This window comes from Citrobacter sp. RHB20-C16 (genome assembly GCF_013890155.1).
Lineage (GTDB): Bacteria > Pseudomonadota > Gammaproteobacteria > Enterobacterales > Enterobacteriaceae > Citrobacter_A > Citrobacter_A amalonaticus.
Window position 1 is genome coordinate 2,464,806 of the sequence record NZ_CP057630.1, and the last position, 12,208, is coordinate 2,477,013.

Below are 12,208 nucleotides of genomic sequence, written 5' to 3' on the forward strand. Positions count from 1 at the left end.
CAGCAATACCCATATTTTTTTTGAGTCAAATCAATAACGAAACGGTTCCGCTACTAAATAGCCCCAATTGTCGGTTTTGTATACCACTAAGGTGGTAACCCCTCTTTGGATTCACCTGGATAATTTCGCTAAAAAAGTGCTATATATTTCGACTTCTTTTTAGATAAGGCATGGGAAACGGCAAACGGAATGACGAAACAAAAAGCAACGCTGATTGGACTTATAGCCATTGTGCTGTGGAGCACCATGGTAGGTCTGATTCGCGGCGTCAGTGAAGGACTTGGGCCAGTCGGCGGTGCGGCGGCAATTTATTCATTAAGTGGACTGTTACTGATATTTACCGTGGGATTTCCCACTATCCGTCGTTTTCCTGTTGGTTATTTAATCGCCGGTAGCGTGCTGTTTGTCAGTTATGAAATATGTCTGGCGTTATCGTTGGGCTATGCCGCCACACGTCATCAGGCGATTGAGGTCGGTATGGTTAATTATTTATGGCCAAGTCTGACTATTTTATTCGCGATTTTGTTTAATGGTCAAAAAACCAGCTGGATAATCGTTCCTGGATTACTGCTCGCGATAACCGGTATTTGTTGGGTGCTGGGGGGCGAAAATGGTCTGAATCCAGGGGAAATTATCAGCAATATCACCAGCAGTCCATTGAGCTATTTTCTCGCCTTTCTTGGGGCATTTATCTGGGCGACCTACTGTACCGTAACCAATAAATATGCGCGTGGATTTAATGGCATCACAGTTTTTGTTTTACTGACCGCACTCAGTTTGTGGGTCCACTATTTTCTGACGCCGCAACCTGAAATGGTGTTCAGTACACCGGTGGTGATAAAACTGGTCTCTGCCGCCCTGACATTGGGCTTTGCCTATGCGGCCTGGAACGTGGGAATTTTGCACGGGAATGTCACCATCATGGCGGTTGGTTCGTATTTCACACCGGTGCTGTCATCTGCGCTGGCAGCCGTGCTGCTGAGCGCCCCGCTATCGTTCTCTTTCTGGCAGGGAGCCATTATGGTCTGCATCGGTTCTCTGCTCTGCTGGTGGGCCACACGCCGCGCATAACACTCTACCGGGTTGGTACGCTTTCTGGCCCGGACTTCACCTTCGCACGACAAATTGTCACTCGTTTATTTTTAGGATATTCATCTTTTGTTAGAAAATTCTTATTTGATTTTTCTGACCACTCAACCATAACTGTATTAATCAATGGAATCGGATTTATTTATTTCATCTTTAGTAAGAGCGTTAACTCTTTAACTTTATGTTAAATTTATGCTAACAAGACGCTAATAAATCAGTGGGTTACATTGTTTGACAATTATTAACCCGTATATAGTACACATTGTTAACTAACTCAATTAATAACCAATTCCGCGTATATAGTCCCCTGTGAAAATATTTCATGAAAGGTAATTTCTAAGAATATCTGCGACTCAGATTTGACTTAAGGCGATCTGGATCACACAAATGGAAATAATCTGCAATTACATGAAACTTATTATTGAATTGATACTGCTGCGTAATTTAAAAATAGCTTGCCATTGATTAAATGATTCGATCGACAATGGTTCAGGAATCACACCAAGAAAATTATAAGGATTGTTAACAATGAAACTTAAATTAGTTGCAGTGGCAGTGACTAGCCTGTTGGCAGCAGGCGTCGTGAATGCGGCAGAAGTGTATAACAAAGACGGCAACAAACTGGATCTGTACGGTAAAGTTACCGCTCTGCACTATTTCTCCGACAATGACGGCGATGATGGCGACAAAACTTATGCACGTCTGGGTTTCAAAGGTGAAACGCAGATTAACGATCAGCTGACCGGTTTCGGCCAGTGGGAATATGAATTCAAAGGCAACAACGACGAAGCGAATGGCAACAAAGGCAACAAAACTCGTCTGGCGTTTGCTGGTCTGAAATTTGCTGAGTTCGGCTCTTTCGATTACGGCCGTAACTATGGCGTTGCTTACGACGTTGGCGCATGGACCGACGTTCTGCCTGAGTTCGGTGGTGACACCTGGACCCAGACTGACAACTTCATGACTGCCCGTACCACTGGCGTTGCAACCTACCGTAACACCGACTTCTTCGGTCTGGTTGAAGGCTGGAACTTTGCCCTGCAGTATCAGGGTAAAAACGATCGTGGCGACGAAGTTAAAGCGAACGGTGACGGCTTCGGTCTGTCCACCAGCTATGAGTACGAAGGTTTTGCAGCAAGCGCCGCTTATGCGAAATCTGACCGTACTGATGACCAGGTTGCTTACGGTAACAACAGCCTGAATGCTTCCGGCGACAACGCTGAAGTGTGGGCTGCTGGCCTGAAATATGATGCAAACAACATCTACCTGGCAACTACCTACTCTGAAACTCGTAACATGACGCCGTTCGGTGATGATCACATCGCGAACAAAACTCAGAACTTTGAAGTTGTTGCTCAGTATCAGTTCGACTTCGGTCTGCGTCCGTCCCTGGCTTACCTGAAATCCAAAGGTAAAGACCTGGGTGCATGGGGCGACCAGGATCTGGTTGAATACGTTGATGTTGGCGCAACCTACTACTTCAACAAAAACATGTCTACTTATGTTGATTACAAAATCAACCTGATCGACGAAAGCAACTTTACTCGTGCTGCTGGTGTAGGCACTGACGACATCGTTGCCGTTGGCCTGACCTATCAGTTCTAATTTTTTAGAATTGAGCTGTACAAAAGCCAGCCCACGATGGGCTGGTTTTTTTTCCCCCGAAATCGAATCGGTCATAAGGAGAATGCCGTGCAAACCTATACAGGACGTTGTCTCTGCGGGCAGAGCCATTTCACCGTCGACCTCGAATCCCTCGATGTCTACGCCTGTCACTGTACGATTTGCCAGAAATGGTCCGGTGGGATCGCGATGTATCTGGAAGCCTGTGGGCAGCCGATGATGGATGCCGATGCATCCGACCCGGCGCACTTTGCATCGTCGCCACGCGGGGAACGGTATTTTTGTTCCGGCTGTGGATGTCCGTTGTGGATCAAGTTGACCGACACTGAGCGCTACTTCATTCCCTGGACGTTGCTCGAATTTAACGAGGTCGATCGTCGTCGTCTGATCCTCGCCGCTGAGATTTATACCGAAACGCAACCCGCATTCTGGCGGCTTACAGGTCAGTACGCTCGTCTGAGCGGCAAGGAAGTGGAAGAACTGGACAACCGCTGCCAGTTCACCTACTGAGTTACTCGCGTGCGGCCTTCGCCAGACTGAACCACATGCCGACTGCCAGCAAAATCAGCATGCTCCCGGCGCTGCTTAATGCCACGCTATGCGACCAGGTAAAAGCCTGCTTCGCGGCCAGCAGAACAGGATCCGCCAATGCCGAGGGAAGCGACTGCGCCAGTTGTACCGCTTCACCCATTGAAGACGAGGCACGTTCCATTTCTCCGGCGTTCAGACCATCAGGCAGCACAATCGACGCAGAGAAACTGCGGCTGAGCAACAGACCAAAGATAGCAATTCCCAGCCCCGCCCCCAGCTCGTAGGCCATCGTTTCGATCGCCCCGGCCGCTGCCGCTTTCTCGGCTGGCGCCGCCGCCATGATCGCCGCCGTTGAGGCCAACAGCGCGCTGGCGGCACTGAATCCCAGTAGCGCCATTAACATCCAGGCCTGAATTTGCTGGGTACTGAAATCCGTTGCCGCCAGGCCATAGAAACTCAATGCGCTTAGCGCCATTCCGCCGGTTGCCACTTTCCGCAGCCCCAGTCGTGATACCAGCATCCCGGCAATCGGGCCGCTAAACCCACTGGCCAGCATCACTGGCAGCATAAACAATCCAGCCTGATACGGCGTTAAGCCATGAACAAACTGCAATTCCTGCGCCATTAACAGCTCAAAACCGACCAGTGTAATCATCGCTGTCATCGCCATCACCACGCCGCTTAAGATAATACGATGGGTGAACAGGCGCATATCAATCATGGGACGACTCGCCGCCAGCTGAATGCGGACAAACTGCGCCAGCAACAGTGCGCCGCTCACCAGCGCCAGCGCGATAACGCCGGTGGCTATGTGCCCTTTCAGCGCCGTTTTCGCACTGTAAACCAGCAGCAAAATCGCGACAATCAGCATAATGGCATGTCCCAGATTGAGCGACTGATCGCGACGTCCGGCCTGACGCGGAACATAGCGCGCAGTGAGCGCCACCACGACAAGTACAATCGGCACATTGATTAAGAACACTGAGCCCCAATAGAAGTGCTCAAGCAACATGCCGCCGACCAGCGGGCCGAATGCCGCCCCGCCAGACCCCACTGCCGCCCAGACGCCAAGCGCCATGTTGCGATGGCGTGCTTGCGAGAAGGTGGCGCGGATCCCGGCCAGCGTCGCCGGTACGATCATCGCCGCGCCAATTGCCAGAATGGCCCGAGTGGCGATCAGCCAGCTGGCGGTGTGGGCAAAGGCGGCAGCCAGTGATGCGAGACCGAAGAGCGTCCCGCCGAGGATCAGCAGGCGCTTAAAGCCGATGCGATCGCCGAGCGCGCCCATCGGTAGTACCATCCCTGCCATCACCAGCGAGTAAATATCAATGATCCACAACAGCTCGTTGCCACTGGCACCCAGCGTCATACTCAGCGTGGGTGCGGCAACGTGCAGCACCGTTGCATCAATCGCAACAGGAATGTAGACCAGCACAATAATCACTAACGTTAACCACTGACGAAACATAAAGCTCCCTGTAAATACAAACTGGACACATGTCCAGCTTCCACGATCCTACGGAAAATTGAACGTATGTCCAACTTTTTGTTCAGCTACGTGATTATCGAAGATGAGGGTTATTGAATCTGTGAATGATTTTGACGTCGGTGAATGATGGCAATCCAGCGGAATAAAACAGCAAGCCGACCTCCCGTGTCGGCTTACGGGTAGAACAACATCAGCCGAGATCGCCTCCGGCAACCGGTAAGATGATGCCGGTAATATAGCTGGCGTCATCGCTGGCGAGGAACAGGATCGCATTCGCCTGCTCCGCCAGCGTGCCATAGCGGTGCATCAGACTGCTGTCGATGGTCTGATCAATCACCTGCTGATACCACGCCTGCTCCTGGGCGGACGGCGTTTCGTCATTACGCGGAACGAGACGCGCCGGGGCGTCGGTCCCTCCGGGTGCCACCGCATTGATGCGAATACCGCAGCCGCTGTATTCCATTGCAATCGATCGTGTTAGCGCGTTGACGCCGCCCTTCGCGGCTGAATATGGCACGCGGTTTACCCCGCCTGTGGCAACAGAAGAGATATTCACAATACTGCCGCGCCCCTGTTTCAGCATCCACGGGAGCGCTGCGCGGCAGCCCCACAGTGTCGGAAACAGCGAACGACGGATCTCTTTCTCAATCTGATCCGGCTGGTATTCGGCAAACGGTCGGGCCCAGATAGTCCCGCCGACGTTATTGACCAGCACGTCCAGTTGTCCAAAATGTGCGACGCCTGCGGCAAAAACCTGTTCGGTGCTTTCCCATTGTTCCAGGTCCGCTTCCAGCGCCAGCACCTGACACCCACCCGACGCCAGCGTTGCCGCCAGTTCATGGACATGGCGGGAACGATCGATAAGCAACAGCCGCGCCCCTTCTTGCGCGGCCTGAATAGCGGTCTGGCGACCAATCCCCTGCGCCGCGCCGGTAATGGCCACAACTTTATCGTTAAATCGCATAGAGGCTCCTTACGCCGCCGCACTCTGGCTGGCGATAAATTTTTCGTACCAGAATCCGGCTGGCGTAATGCCTCGCTCGCGTAACGCCGTGGTGATGGCATTGACCATCGGCGGCGGACCACAAAGATAAATATCCACATCGCCCTGATTGAGCATCGCCTCGCTAAGATGATCGGTGACAAACCCGCGCTGTGGACAACCACTTTGCGCGTCAGCGACAACCGGTAACCAGCGGAAGTCAGCCAGTTTCTGCTGAAAGGCGTCCAGCGCGTCGGTTTTGACCAGGTCGACATCATAGGTCACGCCATACAGTAACGAGATCTGACGCTGGCTCCCCTGCGCAGCGAGCGTTTCCAGCATGGACAGCATCGGGGCCAGTCCGGTACCGCCAGCCAGCATCAGCACCGGGCGTTCGCCGTGGCGCAGATAAAAACTGCCCATCGGACCGCTAAGCGTAACGGTATCACCGGGTTGTCCGCGCTGGGTCAGCCACTGACTCATCAACCCACCGGGCACATTACGGATCAGAAAGCGTCCTTCGTTACTGCCCGGCAGCGAACTGAATGAGTAGGCACGCTGCTGCGTCGTCCCCGGAACCTGAATGTTGATGTACTGCCCGGAGAGAAAATGGAGCGCGGTATCCGGGCGTACGACCAGTTCAATCGCGGTGTCAGAGAGCGCATTGATCGCCAGCACATCTGCATGCGTCGTCGTGATGCTGGTTTTACACTGTGCCGCAGCGACCGGCACGTCAATGACACAGTCGCTGGCGGGAATCATCTGGCAGGTCAGCACCTGTCGTGCAGTGGCTTCATCCTCGCTCAGCGCCTCTTCCAGAAAGTCCTCTCCCAGCGCGTAATCGCCGCTGGCGCAGTGGCATTTACAGGTGCCGCAAACGCCGTCGGAGCAATCCATCGGCAGGTTCACCTTCTGCCGGTAAGCGGCATCCAGTACCTTTTCACCGGCGTTGCATTGAATAAAACGGGTGATGCCGTCCTCAAAATTGAGGGCAATTGTAAAACTCATAAGCACCTCTTAAATATGGTAAACGTCAATCACCTGACGGATATAGTCGTTATTGAGTCGCACGGTTTTCCGCGTGATTTGCGGCTGGCCGTCCTGTTCAACCAGCGTGCAGTGTGTGGTGCCGAAGTAGGCATCGGTATGCTGATAACGGTGGCTGTAAGTGACCCAGTTGTAGCGCACCTCGATGCCGCCTTCTTTCTCGCCCAGCAGTTCGACGTTGCTGATCATATGCGTGGTACGCGGCTCCGGGGTGCTGGCGCCGGAACGTTCGGTTTTGATGCGGTACACCCGATCTTCCAGTCCGTCCCGATTGGGATAATAGATAAGCGAAATCTCCCGCTGTGGGTCGCGGGTGGTTTTATCATCATCGCCCCAGGCGGGCATCCAGAAGACTACCTTCGGGCTATAGCAGTTGAGCCACGCGTCCCACTGGCGATCGTCCAGCAACCGCGCTTCGTAGTAGAGAAACTGGCGAACCTGTTCAAGCGTTAACATCCGCCCACCTCCACGCGTTGCGTAATCGACTGTTCATATTGCTGCTGTTCTTTTTCCACCGCCGCGAGCATCAGGTTTTGCCAGTGATGATGATGAGCGATGTAGAGCGCCTCATCTTCGGACTTCACACCACTCAACAGCGGTCTGAATCCTGCCTGTTGCGCATGTTCATCCGGACCATCTACCCAGTGCAGCGCGCCGCGACTGAGATCGCTCCACGCCAGATTTTCTCCCAGATAGCCGCGCTGGCAGGCGCTGAACTCTTCCAGATCGTCGGGGGTTCCCATCCCACTGACGTTAAAGAAATCCTCATACTGGCGAATGCGTAGCGCGCGAGCCTGGTCAGATTCGCCTTTAGGCGCAAAGCACCAGATCGTCACTTCGGTTTTATCGACCGCGATGGGGCGAATCACGCGGATCTGCGTGGAAAACTGATCCATCAGGTACACGTTGGGATAGAGACACAAATTCCGTGTCTCATTGACCATCTGGTCGGCGCGATTTTCACCAAATTCCGCCTTTAACCGCTCACGATGATCGTAAACCGGGCGGACTTCAGGGTTCATCGCCCGCGTCCACAGCAGCATATGACCGTGTTCAAACCCGTAGCCACCGCCGAGACTCTTAGACCAGCCGTTGGCATCCACCGCCCGCGTGCCTTCCGCTTCGTAATTACGGCGCGACATGGTTGAGGCATAATTCCAGTGCACCACGCTGACGTGATAGCCGTCGGCCCCGTTTTCCGCCCCCAGTTTCCAGTTGCCTTCATAGACATAGCTGGACGAACCTTTCAGGACTTCCAGCCCCTCGGGAGCCTGATCGACCATCAGATCGATAATTTTGCTGGTCTCGCCGAGGTAGGTTTCCAGCGGCAGCACATCTTCACTCAGACTACCGAACAGAAATCCGCGATATGAGGCAAAGCGCGGAAGCGATTTCAGATCGTGCGACCCGTCATGCCTGAATGTCTCCGGATAACCACCGGTACTTTCATCTTTCGCCTTCAACAGTTTGCCGTTATTACTGAAGGTCCAGCCGTGAAACGGACAGGTAAAGGAGTTTTTATTTCCCGTCTTTCGTCGACATAACATCGCGCCACGATGCGCACAGCTATTAATAAGCGCATGCAGTTCGTTCTTTTTATCGCGGGTAATTATGACCGGTTGACGTCCCAGGGTCAGCGTAAAATAATCACCGGGTTCCGGGATCTGACTTTCATGCGCCAGAAATACCCAGTTCCCTTCGAAGATATGTTTGAGTTCCAGATTAAATAACTGCTCATCGGTAAATATAGAACGATGGCAACGATAAATATGATTATCACGATCCACAATCAGAGCCTGCGTGATTTTATCTTTTAATGCCGAGAGCGTTTTTTGCATGAGTGTATCCCTCCTGCATAATTCAGGATGTATATACCCGTCATACTTCAAGTGGCAGTTGTGTTGGCTGCGCTCAAATTATGTAGGGTATAAAACGGTATGGGTCAGACAGGCGTCGCGTATTATTCCTGAGCGCGCAGTCGGGTAATTCGTTGCTCTTCTTCAGCACGTTGCGCCGCGCACAGCGTAAAGTCGAAACAGACTTCTGTATGTTCACCGGCAAGGTCGCGTTGCTGAATCAACGCCGGATCGCTGATTTTCACCGGGTCGGCAATCAGACCATCACGGGTAGCGAAGGCGAAATCATCCCACAGATACTGGTCACCGTTCAGGTTGATCTGACTGGTCAGGTGCTTAAAGCCCGGCGCAGAGACAAAGAAGTGGATGTGCGCCGGGCGGTTGCCGTGGCGGCCCAGTTGATTGAGCAATTTCTGCGTCGGGCCGTCCGGCGGGCAACCGTAACCCGAAGGCAGAATACTGCGCACGCTGTAGCGCCCTTCAGCGTCGGTACGAATGCGACGGCGCAGGTTGTAGTCGCTCTGGCTCTGATCGAAGAAAGAGTAATTGCCCAGCGTGTTGGCATGCCAGATATCGACAATCGCCCCGGCCACCGGTTGTCCGTGTACGTCCTTGACCTGACCGTGCAACCACATCACTTCGCCAGCATCTTTGCCGTCATCCATCCGGGCATAGCCATCAGCCAGCGGTGCGTTAGCCACATACAATGGCCCTTCGATGGTACGCGGGGTACCGGTCTCTGATGACTGGCGGGATTCGATCGCTTCCTGGCGCAGATCGAGGAAGTGTTCCAGACCCAGACCGGCAGCAAGCAGGGCCGCTTCCTGACGTCCGCCCAGTTCATGCAGATAATTCACCGCATGCCAGAATTCTTCCTGCGTGACATTATAATCATCAATAAGGGTACAAATATCACCGAGCAGGCGATGAATAATCGATTTAAAACGTTCATTCCCTTCCGGCCCATTTAATCCGGCACCTTCACGCAATAATTTCTGTACGTCATCTTGTTGGATAAAAGAATGGCTCATAATGCGTCTCGCTTATTATTTTCTGTAGGGTTATGCCGGATCATTTCCGGCATGCGGTACTGATATTATCGGTCGTTATTCTGAATAGACGATGGATGGCGGCACAGCGCTTCGATACGAATATCCATGAATGGATATAACGGCAGTGCCATTAATATCCGGTGTAATTCTTCGGGATCATCGACATCAAAGATACTGACATTGGCGTACTGCCCTGCAACGCGCCAGATATGTCGCCATTTACCGTCTCGTTGTAACTGTTGGGAATAGGCTTTTTCCCGTGATTTAATTTCTTCAATTTCATTCGCCGGCATTCCGTAAGGAATATTCACGGTCATATCCACTTTAAATAACATTTGTCTCTCCTGTTATTCCCGACGCTTGCGGGCATAAAACTGCAGTTTTTCCTCATCCAGTTCGACTCCCAGTCCCGGTGCTTGCGGTAGCGTGACACAACCATCGGCGAAGGAGAGCGGAAGGCTGACGATGTCATCTTTTAACAGCAGCGGACCAAACATCTCTGTGCCCCACTGCAACGGCAGAGTTGACCATGCATGCAGTGATGCCACCGTACCCACGGTACCTTCGAGCATCGTGCCGCCGTACAGTCCGATTCCTGCCGCCTGTGCAACGTGCGCCAGTTTCAGCACGCTGGCCGGTCCACCGGCTTTGGCAATCTTCAGCGCATAGGCGCCGCTGAACCCCTGCTGCGCCAGACGATAACCGTCGAAATGGCTGGCAACGGATTCATCCGCCAGGATTGCCGCGTCACTGCGATGACTCAGGCGAACCAGCGCATTGTTGTCTTCGGCGCTCACCGGTTGCTCAATCAGGTCAACGCCCATGGCCGCCAGTTCCCGGCATCCTTTTGCCGCTGAAGTGGCATCCCACGCCTGGTTGACGTCAACACGGATGCTGGCGCGATCCCCCAGCGCTTCCACAATGGCACGGGTATGACGCAGGTCGGTTTCCAGCTCCCGGGCGCCGATCTTCAGCTTAAATGCCCGATGCCGCCCGGCATCCAGCAGCCGCTGTCCCTCGGCAATATCGTTGTCCGTGTTGCCGCTGGCGAGCGTCCATAAGACCGGCAGGACGGTATTCAGCGCGCCGCCCAGCAGTGCGGAAACCGGCAGTCCTAACGCTTTTCCCTGGGCATCCAGCAGCGCGGTTTCAATAGCCGATTTGGCAAAGGTGTTGCCTTTGATTGCACTGCGAATACGCGACGTCAGCGCATTCAGATTCCCGGCAGGCTGGCCTTTCAACAGAGGTGTGAAATAGTGCGTAATCGCGGACTGAATCGCCTCCGGACTTTCCACCCCATAGCTCAGACCACCAATAGTAGTGGCTTCGCCAATGCCGCAGATCCCGTCTGAACGTGTGATTCGGACAATCACCAGCGTCTGGCACCCCATCGTGGTCATGGAAAGTTTGTGAGGCCGAATCGTCGGGACATCAACCACCCAGCTTTCAATATGTTCAACGGTCGCAGTCATTCGTTTCTTCCTGAGCATAAATATCATTACTTTTCGTGCCACCGGTGATAACCCACGGTGACGATGCTTTTGACAATAGGTGTGTGCTATGGAGGTGGTCAACGGCGATAATCGAAATGTTGTGCGATTATCGGCGTGATTGTTACGTTGAGGTTAATAGTGTGATCCCGGTGGGAAAATGGGGATATTCCCGGGCTCGCGTTCATTCGCGCGGTATAGTTGATGCGGTTTAAGATTTGCGTTGCACAGGAGAAGGACTCAATGAGCGATAAAAATCAGATAGTTATCAATAGCCCGCCGGCTAAGTCTGACCCTAATTTTATGCTGTCCCTGGCGCGGGGTCTGGAAGTCCTGAATGCGTTTACTCCTCAACGTCAGCGCCTGACGATTTCACAACTCAGCCAGAAAACGCAGATTTCCCGTGCGGCTGTGCGTCGCTGTCTCTATACCCTGGCGGCACTGGGTATGGTGCACAGTCCCGACGGCCGCAGTTATGAACTGCTGCCACGCTTACTGGCCGTGGGTCACGCCTATCTCGCCGGTACGCCGCTGGCAAAAGTGGCGCAGGCCGCGCTGGATAATCTGGGTAAATCACTCGGCGAATCCTGTTCTGCTGCCACGCTTGATGGCGATAACGTACTGTATATCGCCCGCGCGGCGGTGAATAACCTGCTCAGCGTCGACATTGGACGCGGTAGCCGTCTGCCCGCATGGGCCACGTCGATGGGTCGCGTGCTGCTTAGCGCGCTTCCCGAAGAACAGTTAGAAGTGACATTGTCACGCGCTCAGCTCCTCCGCTATACCCCGCATACGATTTGCGACCTGACGGCGCTGCGGGAAGAGATCGCCCGGGTACGTATCCAGGGTTACGCATTGGCTGACCGACAGATCGAAGTTGGACTCTGTTCCCTGGCCGTTCCGCTGCTTTCCCGCAGTGGCAACGTGGTGGCGGCCCTCAATGTCGGGGTGCCGGCGTCATCAATGAGCGCCGCCGCGTTGAAGGAAAAAGCGCTGGCCCCCCTGCGTCGTTCCGCGATGGAACTCTCGCTTCAGTTGTAGCGTGTAAC

12 protein-coding genes are annotated in these 12,208 nt (G+C 53.5%); 4 read left to right on the top strand and 8 right to left on the bottom strand.

What is annotated here, in order from left to right; translation table 11 throughout:
- Window positions 1-189 precede the first annotated feature (189 nt).
- The 3 genes from yddG to HVX64_RS11850 all read left to right on the top strand — a co-directional run bounded on the left by yddG (window position 190) and on the right by HVX64_RS11850 (window position 3,222).
- The gene (gene yddG / locus HVX64_RS11840) at window positions 190-1,071 is read left to right on the top strand and encodes an aromatic amino acid efflux DMT transporter YddG (RefSeq protein WP_044257934.1); all 882 of its coding nucleotides are present in this window, start codon (window positions 190-192) and stop codon (window positions 1,069-1,071) included.
- A 546-nt stretch (window positions 1,072-1,617) separates the two neighbouring features.
- Complete coding sequence (gene ompC / locus HVX64_RS11845) at window positions 1,618-2,694, top strand: porin OmpC (protein WP_044257932.1); 1,077 nt, start codon at window positions 1,618-1,620, stop codon at window positions 2,692-2,694.
- Between the two features lie 207 nt (window positions 2,695-2,901).
- Complete coding sequence (locus HVX64_RS11850; RefSeq protein WP_229233665.1) at window positions 2,902-3,222, top strand: GFA family protein; 321 nt, start codon at window positions 2,902-2,904, stop codon at window positions 3,220-3,222.
- 1 nt (window position 3,223) lies between these two features.
- On the opposite strand, the gene HVX64_RS11855 is transcribed toward HVX64_RS11850, so the two are convergent.
- From HVX64_RS11855 to HVX64_RS11890, 8 genes are all read right to left on the bottom strand, one after another.
- A complete protein-coding gene (locus HVX64_RS11855) occupies window positions 3,224-4,711 on the bottom strand; it encodes an MFS transporter (RefSeq protein ID WP_090050119.1) in 1,488 nt (495 codons plus the stop codon).
- Between the two features lie 211 nt (window positions 4,712-4,922).
- Entirely contained in the window at window positions 4,923-5,696 is a 774-nt protein-coding gene (locus tag HVX64_RS11860; protein ID WP_043000685.1) for a 1,6-dihydroxycyclohexa-2,4-diene-1-carboxylate dehydrogenase, read from the bottom strand.
- Between the two features lie 9 nt (window positions 5,697-5,705).
- Complete coding sequence (gene benC, locus HVX64_RS11865; RefSeq protein WP_044257928.1) at window positions 5,706-6,722, bottom strand: benzoate 1,2-dioxygenase electron transfer component BenC; 1,017 nt, start codon at window positions 6,720-6,722, stop codon at window positions 5,706-5,708.
- Between the two features lie 9 nt (window positions 6,723-6,731).
- A complete protein-coding gene (gene benB, locus HVX64_RS11870; protein ID WP_043000683.1) occupies window positions 6,732-7,217 on the bottom strand; it encodes a benzoate 1,2-dioxygenase small subunit in 486 nt (161 codons plus the stop codon).
- Complete coding sequence (locus HVX64_RS11875) at window positions 7,211-8,599, bottom strand: Rieske 2Fe-2S domain-containing protein (RefSeq protein ID WP_044257926.1); 1,389 nt, start codon at window positions 8,597-8,599, stop codon at window positions 7,211-7,213. The genes benB and HVX64_RS11875 overlap by 7 nt, the downstream gene beginning before the upstream one ends.
- A 122-nt stretch (window positions 8,600-8,721) precedes the next feature.
- A complete protein-coding gene (gene catA, locus HVX64_RS11880; RefSeq protein WP_043000681.1) occupies window positions 8,722-9,648 on the bottom strand; it encodes a catechol 1,2-dioxygenase in 927 nt (308 codons plus the stop codon).
- A gap of 65 nt (window positions 9,649-9,713) precedes the next feature.
- On the bottom strand, window positions 9,714-10,004 hold the full coding sequence (gene catC / locus HVX64_RS11885; RefSeq protein WP_044257925.1) for a muconolactone Delta-isomerase: 291 nt from the start codon (window positions 10,002-10,004) through the stop codon (window positions 9,714-9,716).
- A gap of 12 nt (window positions 10,005-10,016) precedes the next feature.
- Complete coding sequence (locus HVX64_RS11890) at window positions 10,017-11,168, bottom strand: muconate cycloisomerase family protein (RefSeq protein WP_225738875.1); 1,152 nt, start codon at window positions 11,166-11,168, stop codon at window positions 10,017-10,019.
- 234 nt (window positions 11,169-11,402) lie between these two features.
- Here HVX64_RS11890 and HVX64_RS11895 point away from each other — a divergent pair, with 234 nt between their 5' ends.
- Entirely contained in the window at window positions 11,403-12,200 is a 798-nt protein-coding gene (locus HVX64_RS11895; RefSeq protein ID WP_249418881.1) for an IclR family transcriptional regulator C-terminal domain-containing protein, read from the top strand.
- Window positions 12,201-12,208 lie beyond the last annotated feature (8 nt).